Here is a 17,697-nt window from a genome sequence, read left to right on the forward strand (position 1 = left end):
TCAGCCTCCCGCGGGGATGGTGATGAACTCGTCGCTGGCCACGACCCACTTGGTGCCGTCGAGGCGGACCATCTTCGAGGCCTGGTTGGGCGCGTGCGACTCGCCTGTGCCGAAGGTGAACGGCGTGCCCAGCATCGGGTGCTCGATGGGCGCCATGCCCCGCAGCGCGGCGTTGACCGACTCGCGGGTCACCTCGCCCTCGATCGTCCTGAGCACGTCGACGAGGAACTTGGCCGCCAGGTAGCCGCCCTGGGAGAACGCCGTCGCGGGCTGCTGGGCCCGGTTCACCGTGTCCCGCCACGCCGCGTTGGCCGGGCTCTCCACGGTGTAGGGCTCGAACTCGCTGCCCGCGTGCACCTTCAGGCCGAGCCCGCCGACGGCGGTGGCCACGCTGTCGGTGTAGGCCGGGGCGAGCAGCAGAAAGTTCACATCGGACATCCCCTGCGTCTTCGCCGCCTGCAGCCACGGCACGACCAGCTGCTCGGCCGGGTTGAACAGGATGGCGTCGCAGCCCGCCTGCTTGGCCTTGAGCAGGTACGGGGTGAGGTCCCCGCTCTGCTGCACGGTCATGTCGTTGACGACGAGCTTCTGCCCGCTGATCCGCTCCCAGTCGCCGAGGGCCTGCTTGATGGCGTCCTCGCTGCCGGGCAGCACGACGGTGAAGTTGCAGACCGCCTTGGCGTCCAGCTCCTCGGACGCGTAGAGCAGCACGGCGGTCATCAGGGTGAACGGGCCGACGTTGACCGGGGCGATGTTGGGGCTCTGGAAGCACTTCGGGCTGGCCGCGACGGCCATGATCGAGCTGATGTCGGACTGCCGGTAGAAGGCGTCGTTGACGTCGCAGTCGGTGAAGCTGGCCGAGGCGGCCATCGCCACCACGCCCTCGCTGTCGAGTTCGCGGGCGACCTGCGCGGTGCGCTGCGGGTTGCCCGCGTCGTCCTTGACGATGAACTCGATCTTCTTGCCGTTGACGCCCCCGGCCTCGTTGGCGTCGTCGAACACGCGCTGCGCGGTCCTGACGACCTCGGCGGTGATGAAGTTGCCGGTGAGCCCGGCGATCGCGCCGATCCTGATCGTGTCGTCGGAGGTCGAGCAGCCCGCCAGCGCCGTGGCGGCGAGCGCGGCCGACAGCGCGGTCGCGAGGTGCGCTCTCATGAGGTCTCCTTGGAGGTGGTGGGGGCGGTGCCGAGGTAGGCGGAGATGACGGCGGGGTCGGACAGCACCCGCTCCGGCGGCCCGGCGGCGATGACCCGGCCGAAGTCGAGGACGACGACGATGTCGCAGGTGGACCTGACCAGCTCGATGTCGTGCTCGACCAGCAGGACGGCGCTGCCGAAGCGCTCGGGGATCTCGGCGAGGCGCTGCTGGAGCAGCCGCGTCTCGCTCGCGGAGTGGCCCGCGGCGGGCTCGTCGAGCAGCAGCACCGGGGGCCTGCCCGCGGCCAGGCCCGCGACCTCCAGCAGCCTGCGGGTGGCCACGTCCACGGTGTCCACCGGGACGTCGGCGGCCGGGCAGCCGAAGAGGGCCAGCTGCTCGTCGATCTCCTCGGCCGTCAGCGGCTTGCCCGCCGCGACCTGCAGGAACATGCCGACGGTGAGGGTGGTGGGCACGCGCAGCTGCTGGAAGCTGCGGCGCAGCCCGGCCCGGGCGCGCCGGTGGGCGGGCAGGGCGTCCACCGGCGCGCCGCCGAGCAGGACCGTGCCCTCGTACTGCCCGGTGAAGCCGGTGACGGTGTTGATGAAGGTGGACTTGCCCGCGCCGTTCGGGCCCACCAGGCCGACCACGCTGCCCTTGGGGACGACCAGGTCGACCCCGTCGACGGCGGTCAGCGCGCCGAACCGCACGCGCAGGCCGCGGACCTCCAGCGCGGGCTCGCTGTCGGTGACCGCGCGCAGCCGCATGGGGATCAGCGGGGGCGGCGGGACCGACGGCGGCGCGGGCGGGTTCTTCGCCGCCTTCTTCTGCCTGCGCTGTGCGCGGAGCAGGTCGGTCTGGCTGCCGCCGAGGCGCAGCACCTGGACCGCGGCGACGCCGAAGAACAGCGCGGCGAGGTCCTGCGGGATGCCGACGGCGTCGATCAGCACCGGGAACACCGCGCCGAGCAGGCCGCCCGCGATCGCGCCCTCGATGTTGTTGGTGCCGACGAACAGCGCGATGGCGAACATGGCGACCGAGGCGAACGCGGCGAAGTTTCCCGCGGCGACGATGCCGAGCTGCCCGGCCATCAGCCCGCCGCCGACGCCCGCGACGAACGCGCTGAGCGCGAACGCGGTCAGCTTGCCGCGCACGACGCTGATGCCGTGGGCGGCGGCGGCGCGCTCGGAGTGGCGGATCTCGGCGAGCGCGCCGCCGACGCGGCTGCGGTCGAGGAACCACAGCCCGACGAAGATCAGCGCGACCACGGCGACGGTGAAGACGAAGTAGGAGCTGTCGTCGGTCAGCCCTGCGGGCCGCCGGACCAGCTGGAAGGTGTCCTGGCCGGGGAAGGCGATGCCGGTGAACACCACGTCCAGCGCGGTGGCGAAGGCGAACGTGGCGACCGCCAGGTTCACCCCGCGCAGCCGCAGCGCGGGCAGCCCGATGAGGACGCCCGCCACGACGGCGGCCAGCCCGCCCAGCAGCAGCCACACGACGAACCCGCCGGGCACGTCGGCGACGTTGGCCCAGCCGACCGTCCACGCGCCGATGGCCGCGAAGCTGAGCTGGCACAGCGCGATGACCCCGGCCCGGCCGGTGATGAGGCCGTAGCTCTGCATGAACACGGTGGACACCGCCGCGCTGGTCAGCAGGAACAGCACGTAGTTGGAGGCGAACCCGGCCACCAGGCCGGTGAGGATCGCGGTGGCCGCCAGGGCGATCGTGATCGGGTGACGCATGCTCACACCCCGCTTCCGGTGGTCGACTCGCCGAGGTAGAGCGCGCGCAGCAGGGAGTCGTCCGAGCGCAGCGCGGCGCCGTCGCCCGCGAAGACGATCTCCCCTCGGGCCATGACGTAGGCGCGGTCGGCGATGCCGAGCGCCAGCGCGGCGAACTGCTCGACGAGCAGCACTCCCATGCCGTCGTCGGCCAGCGCGCGCAGCGCGGCGGCCAGCCGCTCGACCACGATCGGGCCGAGGCCCAGCGACATCTCGTCGATGAGCAGGACCTTGGGCTCGCCGAGCAGGGCCCGGCCGACCACCAGCATCTGCTGCTCGCCGCCGGAGAGCAGCCCGGCGGGGGCGTCGATCTGCTTGCGCAGTTCGGGGAACAGGTCGAGCACCCGGTCCGGCGACCGCCCCGGCCCGCAGGCGACCAGCAGGTTCTCCCGGGCGGTGAGGTCGGCGAAGACGCCGCGGTTCTGCTCGACGTGGGCGAGCCCGGCGCGGGCGCGCCGCCAGGCGCGCATCCGGTCCACCCTGCGCCCCTCGACGGCGATCTCGCCCCGGGCGATCGGGATGGCCCCCGACACCCCTTCCAGCAGGGTGGTCTTCCCGGCGCCGTTCGCGCCGAGCAGGACGGTCACCGAGCCGGGGTCCACCAGCAGCGAGACGCCGCGCACGACGGCCAGCCCGGCCCGTTCGACGTCGACGTCCGCAATGGACAGAACACTCACTTATCCACCGCCTGTCAGGGGTTGCCGGGCGACTGGCCCGGTGTTGGGTGGTTGGGACAGCCAACTCCGGTCCCGGGGGCGGGGCGGTCCGTAGAAATACCGAAATCGGCGGCCGGGTTGCGGTCGCGGAAGCCGACCGGGCGCAGGTGGAAGCCGCTGTGGTCCACCGGCATGACCGGCCAGTCCTCCGGCCGGGGCACGTGCGTCGGGCCGAAGACGTGCCAGAGCACCAGGTCGGTCTCGACGAGGTCGCGGTCCTGCGCGGTCCACTTGGGCAGCCCCGCGCCGCCGGGGTGCTGGTTGGGGTAGTCGCCCGCCGGATAGCGCTCGGCCGGGTCGTAGCGGGTGACCCACAGGTGCCTGGTGGCGAACGCGGCACGCGCGGTGACGGTCGCGTCGGGCTGGGCGAGCAGGGTCGGCCCCGGGCGCGGGACGAGCTGGTAGGCCCGCGGCTTGCCGAGCCGGTTGGTCTCGGTGCCGGTCACCAGCCAGGTCCGCCCGCGCGCCGGGTCGGCCAGGCGGGCGGCCCGGGACTCCCGGTCCAGGACCGTGCTCCGGGTGGTGAAGGCGTTGCCGTACGGGTTGTCCGGGCCTGCGGGCACGCCGACGAGGTCGACCTCGGTGACGGTGTTGCCCCCGCCCGCGACGTCCATGTCCAGCCGGGCGCAGAACAGGTGCTGATGCACGGGCGCGGTCAGGCCGGGAGCGATCGGCGCGGCGTACGGGGTCTCCTCCCCCGCCGCGGCGAAGACGACGCCGGTGGCCTTGGCCTCCAGCTCGATCGTGCCGTCGGGGTAGAAGTACCAGAAGAAGCCGTAGTCGTAGTTGCCGATGGTGCTGAAGAAGGAGACGACCAGCCTGCGGGAGCGCAGCGTGTCGGCGGCGCCGGTCAGGATGTTGGTGTGCTTCCAGAGGACGCCGTGGTCCTCCTCGTGCAGGCAGATCGCCTGCGGGATCGTCACGGGACGGCAGTGGTCGTCGGCGACGACGGCGTCGAGGTAGTGGATGACGCCGAGGCAGTCGCAGCCCAGCCGCAGCGAGTTGGCGTTCTTGCCCAGCAGGTACTCGCCCGCGTCGAAATAGCTGATCCAGTGCCGGTAGGGCGACGGGTCGCCGTAGGGGACGACCATCTCGGCGATCGCGGCGCGGTGCAGCACGGGGTCGCCGCCGAACTCGACGCGGTGCAGGGTCAGGCCCTCACGGGCGGAGAACCCGACGCGCAGCCGCCACTCGCCCCAGGTGATCTCGTGGCCGTCGACGGTGAAGCTCACGCCCTCGGGCTGGGTGATGGAGATCGGGCGGAAGGGGTCGTGCGAGCGGTAGTTGCCGTGCTCGGCGGGGATGGGCGTGTCGCCGTCGTCGCGCACGTTCAGCACCTCGCCGGTGATCAGGTCGACCTCGGCGATCAGGCCCTCCACCGGGTGCGCCCACGGGCTGTCGTCGACGTGGTCGCGCAGGAAGGTGAGCGTGCGCAGGATGCGGCGGCCGTGCTCGGCGGGCCTGCCGAAGTGGCCGGGCGACAGCGGGGCGAGGAAGACCAGGTCGAACTCGGTAACGCCGCGCCTGCGCATGGCCGCCTGCCAGCGCGGATCGGCCCGGACGAGGTCGGCGCACCGGTCGTACTCGGCGAACAGGATGGGCGGCTGGCCGTCGCGGGCGGGGTCGAGGTCGCGGACGGACTCGACAGCGCCCGCCGCGAGGTCGACCACCGCCTCGGCGGCCGCGCCGGTGGCGGTGTCGAGCAGGACGGCGAGCGCGCGCCGCGGCGCCGTGCCCCGGCGGGGCGGCTCCACCGGGAGCACGCTGGGGAACCGGGTGTGCTCGCCGACCCGCCCCTCGGCCACGAGCACGGCCCGGACCTGGGCGATCTCGGCCGCGCTGAGCGGATCGAGCGGGTGGGGTGTCATGGGGCGGCAGTATCGGCGCGCCGGAACGGGCCGGTCTTGGCCCGGGGCGTACCGCTGTTGACCGTCCGCGAACGTGCGCTGAGCGCCAAGGAGGGGACGCGCGCGGACAAGACCCGAGGCGGCAGGCCGCCAACACTGCCCGCATGGCAACGGGTTACGTCTACCACGAGCTCTACGGCTGGCACGACACGGGAACGCACGCGGGCCTGCTGCCCGCCGACCCGCGCCGCGGCCTGCAGCCGCACCGGCACTTCGAGAACGCCGAGGCCAAGCGGCGCGTGCACGAGCTGGTGGTGGTCAGCGGGCTGATCGACCGGCTGACCCGGCTGCGCCCGCGCCCGGCCTCCGACGAGGAGATCCTGCGCGTGCACACCGCCGCTCACCTGGCCCGCCTGGCCTCCGGCAGCGACGCGGGCGACGGCGGCAGCCCGTTCGGCCCGGGCGGGCTCGACATCGCCCGGCTGGCCGCTGGCGGGGTCATCGCGGCGGCCGAGTCCGTTGTGGACGGCGAGGTGGACAACGCGTACGCGCTCGTCCGCCCGCCGGGCCACCACGCGCTGCCGGACACCGGGATGGGTTTCTGCCTGTTGGCCAACATCGCCATCGCGGTGGCGGCCGTGCGCGCGACCCGCGGCGTGCGGCGGGTGGCCGTGGTCGACATCGATGTCCACCACGGCAACGGGACCCAGGCCGTCTTCGCGGCCGACCCCGACGTGCTCACCGTGTCGGTGCACCAGGAGCGCGTGTTCCCCCCGGACTCCGGGCACCGGACCGAGCGCGGCGAGGGCGCGGGCTTCGGCTCCGCCGTGAACGTGCCGCTGCCGCCGGGGACGGGCAACGGCGGCTACGCGGCCGCCATGGCCCGCGTCGTGGTCCCCGCCCTGGAGCGCTTCGCCCCCGACCTGGTCATCGTCGCCGCGGGCTACGACGCGGGCGCGACCGACCCGCTGGCCAGGATGATGGTGACCGCGTCCGGCTTCCGCGCCATCGCGTCGTCGCTGATCGAGGCCGCGGGGCGCCTCTGCGCGGGCCGGATCGTGTTCGCCCACGAGGGCGGCTACGACCCGGTGTACGTGCCGTTCTGCGCGCACGCCGTCATCGAGGCGCTGGCCGGGGTGACCGACCCCCTGCCCGACCCGTTCTCCCCGAACTTCGACTTCCTGGCCGGGCAGGACCTCCAGCCGCACCAGGAGGAGGCGATCGCGGCGGCGGAGGCGCTGCTGGCCGACATCCCCGGCTAGCGGGCGTATGCCGGATCGGCATCAACCGCGCCATCCCCGTCTTGGACAGCATCGGCGTCGCCTGCGAGGCTCGTGGCGTCGTCGACAGTCAACGGGGGGACGATGACCATCATTCGCCGAGGCCATGGCGTGCGCGGCCACGTCGCGGCGCTGGCCGCCGTGCTCGCGGTGACGGGGTGCTCGACCTTCGGCCACGAGCGGGTCGCCGGGCACGCGGAGGCCGTGCTGGAGGACATCCCCGGGCCGCGGACCGGCCCGGTGTGCCCGGTCGACGAGCGGTACGTCGACGAGCCGCCCGACGGCCTGCGCCCGGACGTGCTGACCGCGTGGCGGAGCCTGCGCGCGGCGGCCGAGCGCGACGGCGTCCACCTGTGCCTGCAGGACGGCAAGCGGAACAGGCTGCAGCAGCAGCGGGAGTTCGACGACGCCGTCCGCCGCTTCGGCACGGCCGAGCTGGCCGCGCGGTACGTCCTGCCGCCGGAGGAGTCCATGCACGTCACGGGCATCGCCGTGGACGTGCAGCCGATGGCGTCCGCGGAGTGGGTGGAGCGCCACGGCGCGGCGCTCGGCTGGTGCCGCCGCTACGACAACGAGTACTGGCACTTCGAGTACGCCGCCGAGTACGCGGGCACGGGCTGCCCCGCGCGGCTGCCGAGCGCGACGGGCTAGGGCCGGAGCGTCTTCCGCAGGCTGTAGAGGCACATGTCCAGCGCCTGGTGGCGCGACACCTGCGCGTCCTGTGCGTACTGCCACGCCGAGTAGAGCATCGACCACAGCACGTTCTGGACCCACAGCGGGCTCAGGCGGGGATCGATCGTGCCGTCCTCGTGCCCGCGCTCGACGAGGTCCAGCAGGGACTGGTCGGCGGGGCTGCAGGCGTCCCAGTCGGCGGTGGCGTACTGCTGGGGGTCGTTGAACACCAGCATCAGCACGCGGCCGAGGTCGAAGTACTCCTGGCACAGCCGGTCGAGCGCGGCCGCCGCCGGTCCCTCGGCCGGGCGGGCGCGCTCGGTGGCCTCGGTGACCTGGTCCCACGCCGACTTGCTGAGCGCGGCCAGCAGGTCGGCCCGCTCCGGGAAGTAGCGGTGCACGGTCGTGCGGCCGACGCCCGCCGCGGTGGCGATGTCGCCCAGCGAGGCGGCCGGGTCGGCGGTGAGCACGTCCACCGCCGCGTCCAGGATCGCCCGCCGGGTGCGGGCGCGGGTGCCCGATTCCGTGCGCACGTCGGTCATGTGCGCAGCGTAAGCCAGGACGACCCGGAATGGAATTTCGGTTGACCGTAGCGGAACAGCTGTGTTCCACTCGTAAGCATGAGTGTTCCGATAAGGTTTCCCCGGCTCCGCGTGCTGTGGTCGTTCGCCCGGCCGCACCGCGGTGCCCTCGCGCTCGGGCTCGCGTTGGCCCTGGCCGGGTCGGCGGCGGGCCTGGCCACGCCGCTGGCGACGAAGTGGGTGCTGGACTCGCTGGGGGCGTCGGCGTCGCTGTCCGGGCCGGTGATCCTCATGCTGTCGCTGCTGGTGGTCGGCAGCGCGGTCTGGCTCACGCAGTGGATCCTGCTGGGCAGCCTCGGCGAGCGGGTCGTGCTGGCCGCACGCGAGGCCATGGTGCGCCGGTTCTTCCGCGCGACCGTCCCCGCGGTGACCGGGCGGCAGTCCGGCGAGCTGGTCACCCGCGTCACCTCCGACACCGTCCTGCTGCGCGAGGCGGCCACGTCCAGCGTCATCGGGCTGATCAACGGCGCGGTGATGCTGGTCGGCACGCTGGCGATGATGGCCGTGCTCGACCTGGTGCTGCTGGCCACGACCGTCGCGTCGGTGATCGTGATCGCGATCCTGTTCGGCGTGCTCATGCCCAAGATCGCGGTCGCCAAGGAGAAGGCGCAGGCGCACATCGGCGCCCTGGGCGGGGTCCTGGAGGGCGCGCTGCGCGCCGTCCGCACGGTGAAGGCGAGCCGGGCCGAGGAGCGCCAGGCCGAGCTGATCATGGCCGACGCCCGCGAGGCCGCCCGGCACAGCATCGCCGCGGTGCGCCGCGAGGCGGTCGCGTGGAGCACGGCGTGGACGGGCATCCAGCTGGCGATCATCCTCATCCTGGGCATCGGCGCGTGGCGGGTGGCCGACGGCGACCTCGCGGTGTCGGCGCTGATCGCGTTCCTGCTGTACGCCTTCGGGCTGCTCGACCCGATCACCTCGCTGAGCCAGAACGTCACCGCCCTGCAGAACGGCATCGCCGCCGCCGCGCGCATCCGCGAGATCGAGGCGCTGCCGGTGGAGGACGACAGCGCCGTGTCGGACGCGGGGACGGGCTCGCCGTCCGCGCCGGTCCTGGAGCTGCGCGGGGTGACGGCCGCCTACGGCCCGGACGCCGAACCCGCCGTGCGCGGGGTCGACCTGGTGGTGCCGCGCACCGGCCACACCGCGATCGTCGGCCCGTCCGGCGCGGGCAAGACCACGCTGTTCTCGCTGATCCTGCGCTTCCTCGAACCGCAGGAGGGCACACTGCTGGTCGACGGCGTCCCCTACCGCGAGCTGACCCACGCCGACATCCGCGCGCGGCTGGCCTACGTCGAGCAGGAGACCCCGGTCGTGCCCGGCACGATCCGCGACAACCTGCTGTTCTCCCACCCCGAGGCCACGCAGGACGACCTCGACCGCGTCCTGCGCGCCGTCCGCCTCGACACCCTCGCCGACGGGCTGGAGCAGGGCCTGGACACCCCGCTGTCGGCCACCTCGGTCTCCGGCGGCCAGCGCCAGCGCATCGCCATGGCCCGCGCCGTGCTGGCCGACCCCGAGGTGCTGCTGCTCGACGAGGCGACCGCCCAGGTCGACGGTCTCACCGAGGCCGCGCTGCACGAGGTCATCCGCGCCCAGGCCACCCGGGGCGCCGTCGTCACCATCGCCCACCGCCTGTCCACAGTGGTCGACGCCGACACCATCATCGTGCTGGAGGACGGCCGCGTGCGCGCCCGGGGCACGCACACCGAACTGCTGGCCACCGACGAGCTCTACCGGGAGCTGGTGGCCTCCCTGCGCATCCCCGACGAGGACGCCGTGCTCACCGGCTGAGCCCGGCGGCGGCCAGGACGGCGGCCAGCACCCGCCGCGACCGCCGCGCGCTCCACGCCGCCGCGCCCTCGAACCGGGCGGTGATCAGGCCGTCGACCGCGACGTCCAGCAGGTCGGCCGCCAGGCCCGGGTCGGCGAGCCCGGCCTCGGCGACCAGCGCCCGGACCCGCGCGTCCCACCAGGTGGTGAAGCGGTCGAGCTCGGCGCGCAGGACGGGCTCGGCCGGGGCGGCCATCACCAGCGCGAGCCAGAACCGCTGGGCGCGCTCGCCGGGGGCGTGCACCGCCCAGTCGGCGAGGGTGCGCAGCCCGTCGGCCCCGGTGCGACCGGCCAGCACCCGCTCGGCGTGCTCGCGGCGGGCGTCCACCTCCCTGCGGACAGCCTGCCGCAGCAGGTCGTCCCGACCGGCGACGTAGTGGGTGACCACGGAGGTCGACGCCCCGGCCCGCCGCGCGACGGCCCGGATGGTGACGGCGGCGAACCCGTGCTCGGCGGCGATGTCGACGACCGCGTCCCCGATGGCCGCCCGACGGGCGGCGGGGTCGACCTGCTTGGGCACGGGCCCACCCTACCTTGTCGTGCAACAGACGTTGTGCAACAGTTGTTGCATGAAGGTGGTGGTGATCGGCGCGGGCCTCGCGGGACTCACTGCGGCGCGGCGCCTGGCGGGCGCGGGCGCGGACGTGCTGGTCCTGGAGTCCAACGACCGCGTCGGCGGACGCGCGTGGACGGTCCGCTCGGCCCTGGGCAGCGCGGTCGACCTCGGCGGGATGTGGGTCGGCGCCGACCACGGGCGGGTGCGGGCGCTGGCCGCGGAAGCGGGGATGACGGTGTTCCCGTCACCGACCGCCGGAGCGACCGCGTTCGTCGACGGCGCGCGGGTCCGGCGGCGGCTCCCGGTGGCCACGGCGGTCCCGGCGGGCCTGGCCCTGCTCCGGCTCGCCGCGCTGTCGCGCCGCGACGGCGCCGACCGCACGGTCGGCGCGTGGCTGCGCCGGATTCCGGGGAAGGGCGCACGCGACCTGCTCGCCACCGTCCTCACCGAGGCCATGGCCGAGGACCCCGACGCGATCTCGATGCGGACGCTGCTCGCGGGCATCCGGTCGGCGGGCGGGCTGCGGGCGATGCTGGGGATGCAAGGCGGCGCGCAGGACGGCCTGCTGGCAGGCGGCGCGGGCGGGCTCGCCGAGTGGCTGGCCGCCGACCTGACCGTCCACCTGGGACTGCCCGCGACCGCGATCACCCGGTCCGGTCCCGGGGTTGTGGTCGACACCCCCTCGGGCCCGATCCGAGTGGACCGCGCGGTGGTGGCGGTCCCACCGCCAGTGGCACGCGCGATCCGCCACGATCCGCCCCTGCCCCCAGGACGCGCGGCGGCCGAGCGCGACACCGCCATGGGCGCGGTCTACAAGGCGATCGCGGTATACCCGGACCCGTTCTGGCGGCAGGCGGGGTTCAGCGGCCAGCTGGTCGCCGTGCGCGGACCCGCCGCCTTCGACGTGTCCCCGCCCGGCGGCCCCGGCCACCTCGCGGTCCTGGTCGCGGGCGGCGAGGCCCGCGCGCTGTCCGCCCTGCCCGCCCGCCGTCGGCGAGCGGCCGTCCTCGACGTCCTGGCCACGGCGTTCGGCCCCCAGGCTCGATCGCCCGTCGACTGGCATGAGAAGTCCTGGCACGAGGACCGCCACGTCGGCGGCGGATACTCCGCACTGCCCGTGCTCGGCGCGGGCTCGGTGATCGGCCCCACCCCGCCCGCGGGCCCGGTGCACTGGGCGGGCACCGAGACCGCCGAACGGCACCCGGGCTACCTGGAGGGCGCCGTGGCCTCCGGGGAGGCCGCCGCCGACGCGGTCCTGACCTGATCCGTCCCCACGGCGGCCACCCCTGTCCGCGCCCGCTGCCTTACCGTCGTGGTGTGGACAGTGGACAGCGGCGGGTCGTCGTCGTGGTGCAGCCCGCGGTCAACCTCCTGGACCTCGCCGGTCCGGTGCAGGTCTTCGACGCGGCGAACCACAGGGGCGCGGGGTACCGCCTGGAGTACGCCAGCACCGTCGAGAGCGCGCGGAGCGCGCAGGGACTGCGCCTGGCGGACCTCGGTCCACTACCGGATGTGTCCGCAGGCGACCTCGTGCTCATCCCCGGTCCGCGCCTGGAGCGCGGCGGACCGCGGGTGGACCCGGCGCTGACCGCCTGGCTGCGCCGCTCCGCCGCCGCGGGCGCGGAGTTCGCCGCGGTCTGCAGCGGAGCCGCCGCGCTCGGCGAGGCGGGCCTGCTCGACGGCCGCCGCTGCACGACCCACTGGGAACTGCTGGAGCCCATGCGGGTGCGCTATCCGAGGGCCAGGGTGCAGGACGGCGTCCTCTTCACCCACGACGGCCCGGTCAGCACCAGCGCGGGCATCGCGTCGGGCATCGACCTGGCGCTGTCGCTGGTGCACCGCGACCACGGCGCGGCGATCACGGCCGCGGTCGCCCGCGCGCTGGTGGTGTACCTGCGCAGGACCGGCGACGGCGCCCAGCTGAGCCCGTTCCTCAGCCACCGCGACCACGTGGACGACGCGGTGCACGCCGTGCAGGACCACATCGCCGCGCACCTCGACCGGCCCCACCGGCTGGCGGACCTCGCGGCGCGGGTGCACCTGTCGCCGCGCGGGCTCAGCCGGGCGTTCACCTCGGCCACCGGCATCACCCCGCTGGAGTTCCACCAGCGCCTGCGCCTGGCCATGGCCGAGGACCTGCTGGCCGGGACCGACCTGCCGGTGTCGGCCGTCGCCGCCCGCACCGGCTTCCGCGACGCCCGCCAGCTCCGCAGGCTCTACCGCGCCCGCCGCGGCGTCGCACCCTCGTCGCTGCGCGCCTGACAAGCCCGCATCAGCCCGTCACTCGTCACACCTGGAGCACTGACGTCATGCGCCGCATCCTCCTTGTCCTGGCCGCCCTCCTCGTCGCCGCCGCCGTGTTCGCCGGGACCGCCGCGCTCGGCGTGGCAGCGTCGATGGCCGCCGGGTTCCCCCCGCCGCCACCGGGCCGCTGGCCTGCCGCCGCGCCCGCGCCACCGGACCGGCTGGTGGTCGCGGTGGCGGTCGGGGCGAGCGGGTCCGTCGGCGCGGACGTGCTCGCGCCGTACGCCGTCTTCGCCGGATCGCCGCGGTTCGCCGTGCGGGTGGTGGCCGAGGAACTGGCTCCGGTGACGCTCTCGGGCGGCCTGCACGTCGTGCCGGACGACACCTTCGACGAGGCGACCGCGCCGGACGTCGTGGTCGTGCCCGCGGTGGTCGACTGGGCGGGCCGGGAGGAGGCGGCGCTGCGGGAGTGGGTGGCGCGCCAGGCGGACCGCGGCGCGGTCGTGCTCGGCGTGTGCGCCGGGGCCAAGCTGCTGGCCGCCGCAGGCGTGCTCGACGGGCGGTCGGCGACCACATTCTGGTCCGCTGTGGACGGTATGCGCGCTGACTATCCCGCCGTGGACTGGATCGCGGGCAGGCGCTACGTCGAGGACGGCACGGTGATCACCACAGCGGGCGTGACCTCCGGCATCGTCGGCGCGCTGCGGGTGGTCGAGCGGCTGGCGGGCCCGGACGAGGCCGACCGGGCGGGCGCGCGGGCGGGCTACCCGGGCTGGTCGCGCACCGCGCCGCTGGACATCCCGGTCAACGGCCACAGCGCCGCCGATCTCCCGTACGCGCTCAACGCCGCGTTCCCCTGGGGCCGCACGGTCACCGGCGTCGGCGTCTCCTCCGGCGTGGACGAACTCCACCTGGCCGCCGTCCTGGAGGTGCTGTCCGGCTCATCGTTCGCCGAACGGACCGTGCCCGTCTCGCTGGCGGCCGAGACGACGACGCGGCACGGCCTGCGCCTGCTGCCCGCCGCTCCCGGCGACCTCGACCGGCTCGTCCTGACCTCGGACGACCCCGCCTTGACCGCGTGGGCCGCCGGGCACGCCGTCCCGGTCAGCCGGGTGCGCGGGTTCGACGCTGCCCTGCTGGACCTCGCCGCGCACGCCGACCGGGCGAGCGCGGCCGCGGCGGGCAAGTTCACCGAGTACCCCACCGCGCACCTGGCGCTCGCGGGCCCGCCGTGGCCGTGGCGCGCCGCCGCGCTGGCAGGCATGACCGTCATCGCCTCGGCCGCGCTGGGCGTCCTGGTGGCCCGGTGGGGCAGGCGGTTCGGGTCCAACGGCTCTACCTGATCGGCCCACCCCGGACCGACCCAGCGTGCTGTGGGAGCGCGCTCATTGGGCCAGTCAGGGTCAGACCACTGGACCGGGGGCGTTGTGGTCGACCCGACGCGTTGTCCGATGATCGGCGGTGTCACCAGGATGGCGTGACCGAACCTGGAGGACCCCCATGCGCCGATCCACCGGACGAAGACAAGCCGCCGCCATCGTGGTCGCCGTGACCGCGAGCCTGATGACCGCGACCGCGAGTGCGGCGAGCGCTGCCCCGCCGGGCGTCTCGCCCTCCACTGTGGACGTCACGCTCGGACCGGGCGCCACCACGACCGTCACCAAGACCGTCACCACCGCCGAGGTGCCCCCGAACCCCGACCTGGTCCTGCTGGCCGACACGACCGGCAGCATGGGCGGGGCCATCGCCAACGTGAAGGCCAACGCCGGCGAGATCACCGGGGATGTGCTCGCCGCCCAGCCCAGCGCCCAGTTCGCCGTCGCCGAGTACAAGGACTTCACCGACCCGTTCGCCTACCGGCTGAACCAGAACACCACCGGCGACCCGGCCGCGATCCAGGCGGGCATCGACCAGTGGACCGCCTCCGGCGGCGGCGACTTCCCCGAGGGCCAGATCAACGCCCTCTACGAGATCGCGACCGGCTCGGTCGCGTTCCGCCCGGGCAGCAGCCGCATCCTGGCCATGTTCGGCGACGCGCCCGGCCACGACCCCAGCGGCGGCCACACCCTCGCCGACGCGATCGCCGCCCTGCAGGCCGCCGACGTGCGGGTGATCGTGGTCAACGTCGGCAACATCGACCTCACCGGGCAGGCGACCGCGCTGGTCGAGGCGACCGGGGGCGTGCTGCTCAACAACGTGCCCGCCGACCAGGTGTCCCAGGCGATCCTCGACGGCATCGCCGCCATCGAGGTGACCGTCACCCCGCAGGTCGGCGCGTGCGACGACGAGATCGACGTCGTCAACACCCCGGCGAGCCGCACCGTGGTCGGCGGGGAGTCCGCGACGTTCACCGAGACCATCGGCGCGGCTCCCGACGCCGCCCCCGGCGTCTACACCTGCTCGGTCGACTACCTGGTCAACGGCGTCTCCGCGGGCTACGTCCAGACGGTGACCGTCCGGGTGCCGGGCTTCTCGATCGACGACGTGACCACGACCGAGCCCGACCTGGGCGCCACCGCGGCGACGTTCACCGTCACCCTGTCCACGCCGTCCCCGTCACCGGTCTCGGTCCGGTACGCGACCGCGGACGGCACGGCGACCGCGCCCGGTGACTACGCCGCGTCCTCCGGGACGCTGACCTTCGCCCCGGGCGAGACCAGCAAACCGGTGACCGTGCAGGTCGTGGGCGACACGGTCGACGAGCTGACGGAGAACTACACCGTCACCCTGTCCGACCCCGTCGGCGCCGGGCTCATCGACCCCGTCGGCGTCGGCACGATCGTCGACGCCGACCGCGACGGCGCGTTCTCCTGCTCGGCCACCGCGCTGAAGGTCGCCGGGATCAGCGTCGCCAAGGCGAACCCGCAGAACCTGCCGTGCGTCGACGACGCCGAGACGGTCGTGTCCGCCGACCTCAACGCGGGCCTGATCAACGTCGGCGCGGAGGCGCTCACCGCCGACACCGACCTGACCCCGGACGACCAGCAGGTCGCGCCCCAGGCCGGTGACAACGCGCGGGCGCACAGCGCGGTCGAGCGGACCGGCATCAGCACCGTCGGGCTGAAGATCGAGCTGGGCGTCGTCGAGGCCAGCGCCGCGGTCACCTGCGTGCCCGGTCCGGACGGCCTCCGGCCGGTGTTCACCGGCCACTCGCACATCGCCTCGCTCAAGATCAACGGCGTCGCGGTGACGGTCGGCTCGGCCCCGCTGACGATCCCGCTGGTGATCGGGTCGCTGAAGCTCAACTCGCAGACCGTGCAGAACGGTGTGCTCGTCCAGCGCGCCGTGTCGGTGGAGACCCCGCTGACCACCATCGTGGTCGCCGAGGCGAAGGCCGACATCCACGGCAGCTCCGCTCACCCGTCAGGCGACCCCTGCCGCCGGTGAGCCCGCCGGGCGGGCGGGGGCCGCGGCCCCCGCCCGCCCACACCTACCAGCCCTCCCCATGCACGACCTGTCCACCCTGGACAGTCGAGACGACCGAGACGTCGAACGACCGCAAGGGGTCGCCGTCGAGGACGACGAGGTCGGCGAGGCGGCCGGGGGCGATCGTGCCGAGGTCGCGCTCCCAGCCGCAGGCCCACGCCGCGTCCGCCGTGTACGCGCGCAGGGCCTGCGTCGGCGTGATCGCCTCGGCCGCGCCCACCGCGTTCCCCGACGACGACAGGCGGTCCACCATGAACCGCATCGCCAGCAGCGGGGCGCCCACGGTGACCGGGCGGTCGGAGCTGCCGACCAGGCGCACGCCCGCGTCGAGGAACGAGCGGCCGCGGTAGAGCCAGCCTGCGCGCTCCGGGCCCATGATGCGGGCGTAGTCGTCGCCGAAGGACCACAGGAACGCGGGCTGGACGACGGCGGCGACGCCGAGGCGGGCGAAGCGCTCCAGCTGGTCGGGGCGGACGAGGCCCGCGTGCTCGATGCGGTGCCGGGCGCCGGGGCGGGGCACGGCCACCGCCGCCTCGAAGCCGTCCAGGGCGACGTCGACGGCGCGGTCGCCGATGGCGTGCACGGCCAGCTGCCAGCCCGCGACGTGCGCGTCCCTGATCACCGCGTGCAGCTCGGCCGGGTCGGCGTACAGCTCGCCGGAGCCGGAGCCGTCCGCGTACGGCGCGGTCAGGGCGGCCGTGCGGGCCATCATGCCGCCGTCGGTGAACACCTTGACCGCGCCGAGCGCCAGGCGGTCGCCGCCGAAACCGGTGCGCAGCCCGAGGTCCATCGCGCGCGGCGTCTCGTCGGAGTCATGGGCCGCGACCGGGCGCAGCACGTCGGCGGAGACCATCAGGCGCACGCGCAGCGGCAGCCTGCCCAGCCGCTCGGCCTCCTGGTACGCCGCGCCCTCGATCGGGCTGTGCTTGATCAGCCCGCCGCCGATGCCCGCCTCGGCGCACGCCGTCACGCCCTCGGACAGGCACTGCCGCCCCGCCCGCTCGATCGCGTCGACCAGCTCCGCGCGCGAGTACGGCTGCCGCAGCTCCCGGACGGCCGCCGCGCCGCCCTCCACCAGCAGCCCGTCCCGGTGCGAGACCCCGGCGGGCAGCAGCGCGAGCACCGACGACGACACCACGCACGCGTGCCCGGAGTCGTGGATGAGGTGCACGAGCCGCCCGTCGGCCACGGTGTCCAGCTCCGCGGCGGTGATGTGGCCGCCCAGCCCGCGCTGGTCGTACCCCACGACGTCGACCCACTCCCCCGCGCGCCGCGCGGCCACGGCCTCCCGCACGACCGCGAGCAGCGCGGCACGGTCGGCGCAGGCGGCGACCGACGGCGCGCCCGCCGCCAGGCCGGTCCACGCCAGGTGCACGTGCGCGTCGACGAACCCGGGCACCACCCACGCCCCGCCGAGGTCCACGCGGGCGGCGGCGGGCAGCCCCGACACCGCGTCGTCGACCCCGACGACCCGCCCCCGCCACACGCCGACGGCGTGGGCGGTGGGGTGGCCGGGGTCCATGGTCAGCACCCGTGCTCCGGTGATCAGCAAGTCCAACACGGGCGCAGCCTAACGAGAAGGGGCCGCCGGACCAGAGGTCCGACGGCCCCAACTCACAACGGCGTC

Annotated in this window: 14 protein-coding genes; 7 read left to right on the forward strand and 7 right to left on the reverse strand. The window is 74.6% G+C overall.

Annotated features, from left to right (window positions below; genetic code table 11):
- The 4 genes from IEY98_RS14055 to IEY98_RS14070 are packed head-to-tail and all read right to left on the reverse strand — an operon-like array spanning window position 1 to window position 5,499.
- Entirely contained in the window at window positions 1–1,155 is a 1,155-nt protein-coding gene (locus tag IEY98_RS14055) for an ABC transporter substrate-binding protein (RefSeq protein ID WP_189210871.1), read from the reverse strand.
- Window positions 1,152–2,876 carry a branched-chain amino acid ABC transporter ATP-binding protein/permease gene (locus tag IEY98_RS14060; protein WP_189210872.1) on the reverse strand — a complete coding sequence of 575 codons (1,725 nt, stop codon included), beginning with the start codon at window positions 2,874–2,876 and terminating at the stop codon, window positions 1,152–1,154. The genes IEY98_RS14055 and IEY98_RS14060 overlap by 4 nt, the downstream gene beginning before the upstream one ends.
- Window positions 2,877–2,878: 2 nt before the next feature.
- The gene (locus IEY98_RS14065) at window positions 2,879–3,592 is read right to left on the reverse strand and encodes an ABC transporter ATP-binding protein (RefSeq protein ID WP_189210873.1); all 714 of its coding nucleotides are present in this window, start codon (window positions 3,590–3,592) and stop codon (window positions 2,879–2,881) included.
- Window positions 3,593–3,606: 14 nt separating this feature from the next.
- Window positions 3,607–5,499, reverse strand: coding sequence for a primary-amine oxidase (locus tag IEY98_RS14070; RefSeq protein ID WP_189210874.1), 1,893 nt, complete (start codon window positions 5,497–5,499; stop codon window positions 3,607–3,609).
- A 143-nt stretch (window positions 5,500–5,642) separates the two neighbouring features.
- On the opposite strand from IEY98_RS14070, the gene IEY98_RS14075 reads away from it, so the two are divergent.
- Both IEY98_RS14075 and IEY98_RS14080 read left to right on the forward strand, forming a co-directional pair.
- Window positions 5,643–6,740, forward strand: coding sequence for a histone deacetylase-like amidohydrolase (locus IEY98_RS14075; protein ID WP_189210875.1), 1,098 nt, complete (start codon window positions 5,643–5,645; stop codon window positions 6,738–6,740).
- A 102-nt stretch (window positions 6,741–6,842) separates the two neighbouring features.
- On the forward strand, window positions 6,843–7,409 hold the full coding sequence (locus IEY98_RS14080; protein ID WP_189210876.1) for a D-alanyl-D-alanine carboxypeptidase family protein: 567 nt from the start codon (window positions 6,843–6,845) through the stop codon (window positions 7,407–7,409).
- Here IEY98_RS14080 and IEY98_RS14085 read toward each other — a convergent pair.
- A complete protein-coding gene (locus tag IEY98_RS14085; protein WP_189210877.1) occupies window positions 7,406–7,972 on the reverse strand; it encodes a TetR/AcrR family transcriptional regulator in 567 nt (188 codons plus the stop codon). The genes IEY98_RS14080 and IEY98_RS14085 overlap by 4 nt on opposite strands.
- 78 nt (window positions 7,973–8,050) lie before the next feature.
- Here IEY98_RS14085 and IEY98_RS14090 point away from each other — a divergent pair, with 78 nt between their 5' ends.
- On the forward strand, window positions 8,051–9,805 hold the full coding sequence (locus IEY98_RS14090) for an ABC transporter ATP-binding protein (protein ID WP_189210878.1): 1,755 nt from the start codon (window positions 8,051–8,053) through the stop codon (window positions 9,803–9,805).
- Here the strand turns inward: IEY98_RS14090 and IEY98_RS14095 are convergent.
- Complete coding sequence (locus tag IEY98_RS14095; RefSeq protein WP_189210879.1) at window positions 9,795–10,364, reverse strand: TetR/AcrR family transcriptional regulator; 570 nt, start codon at window positions 10,362–10,364, stop codon at window positions 9,795–9,797. The two genes, IEY98_RS14090 and IEY98_RS14095, sit on opposite strands and share 11 nt — an antisense overlap.
- Window positions 10,365–10,413: 49 nt before the next feature.
- Here IEY98_RS14095 and IEY98_RS14100 point away from each other — a divergent pair, with 49 nt between their 5' ends.
- From IEY98_RS14100 to IEY98_RS14115, 4 genes are all read left to right on the forward strand, one after another.
- On the forward strand, window positions 10,414–11,664 hold the full coding sequence (locus IEY98_RS14100) for a flavin monoamine oxidase family protein (protein ID WP_189210880.1): 1,251 nt from the start codon (window positions 10,414–10,416) through the stop codon (window positions 11,662–11,664).
- Window positions 11,665–11,717: 53 nt separating this feature from the next.
- Window positions 11,718–12,662, forward strand: a complete 945-nt coding sequence (locus IEY98_RS14105) for a GlxA family transcriptional regulator (RefSeq protein WP_189210881.1) — start codon at window positions 11,718–11,720, stop codon at window positions 12,660–12,662.
- A 47-nt stretch (window positions 12,663–12,709) separates the two neighbouring features.
- Window positions 12,710–13,987, forward strand: coding sequence for a DJ-1/PfpI family protein (locus IEY98_RS14110; RefSeq protein ID WP_189210882.1), 1,278 nt, complete (start codon window positions 12,710–12,712; stop codon window positions 13,985–13,987).
- Between the two features lie 157 nt (window positions 13,988–14,144).
- Window positions 14,145–16,031 (forward strand): Calx-beta domain-containing protein, encoded by a 1,887-nt coding sequence (locus tag IEY98_RS14115; RefSeq protein ID WP_189210883.1) that lies wholly within the window; start codon window positions 14,145–14,147, stop codon window positions 16,029–16,031.
- Window positions 16,032–16,074: 43 nt separating this feature from the next.
- Here the strand turns inward: IEY98_RS14115 and IEY98_RS14120 are convergent, their stop codons facing one another.
- On the reverse strand, window positions 16,075–17,631 hold the full coding sequence (locus IEY98_RS14120; RefSeq protein WP_189210884.1) for an amidohydrolase: 1,557 nt from the start codon (window positions 17,629–17,631) through the stop codon (window positions 16,075–16,077).
- Window positions 17,632–17,697: the final 66 nt, after the last annotated feature.

Source organism: Actinokineospora fastidiosa, from assembly GCF_014648415.1.
GTDB lineage: Bacteria > Actinomycetota > Actinomycetes > Mycobacteriales > Pseudonocardiaceae > Actinokineospora > Actinokineospora fastidiosa.

What these genes read in the sequence shown, in the direction of transcription:
- IEY98_RS14055 (WP_189210871.1), bottom strand. Translation starts at nt 1,155, where the DNA reads ATGAGAGCGCACCTCGCGACCGCGCTGTCGGCCGCGCTCGCCGCCACG.
- IEY98_RS14080 (WP_189210876.1), top strand. Translation starts at nt 6,843, where the DNA reads ATGACCATCATTCGCCGAGGCCATGGCGTGCGCGGCCACGTCGCGGCG.
- IEY98_RS14110 (WP_189210882.1), top strand. Translation starts at nt 12,710, where the DNA reads ATGCGCCGCATCCTCCTTGTCCTGGCCGCCCTCCTCGTCGCCGCCGCC.
- IEY98_RS14085 (WP_189210877.1), bottom strand. Translation starts at nt 7,972, where the DNA reads ATGACCGACGTGCGCACGGAATCGGGCACCCGCGCCCGCACCCGGCGG.
- IEY98_RS14115 (WP_189210883.1), top strand. Translation starts at nt 14,145, where the DNA reads ATGCGCCGATCCACCGGACGAAGACAAGCCGCCGCCATCGTGGTCGCC.
- IEY98_RS14100 (WP_189210880.1), top strand. Translation starts at nt 10,414, where the DNA reads ATGAAGGTGGTGGTGATCGGCGCGGGCCTCGCGGGACTCACTGCGGCG.
- IEY98_RS14060 (WP_189210872.1), bottom strand. Translation starts at nt 2,876, where the DNA reads ATGCGTCACCCGATCACGATCGCCCTGGCGGCCACCGCGATCCTCACC.
- IEY98_RS14070 (WP_189210874.1), bottom strand. Translation starts at nt 5,499, where the DNA reads ATGACACCCCACCCGCTCGATCCGCTCAGCGCGGCCGAGATCGCCCAG.
- IEY98_RS14075 (WP_189210875.1), top strand. Translation starts at nt 5,643, where the DNA reads ATGGCAACGGGTTACGTCTACCACGAGCTCTACGGCTGGCACGACACG.
- IEY98_RS14090 (WP_189210878.1), top strand. Translation starts at nt 8,051, where the DNA reads ATGAGTGTTCCGATAAGGTTTCCCCGGCTCCGCGTGCTGTGGTCGTTC.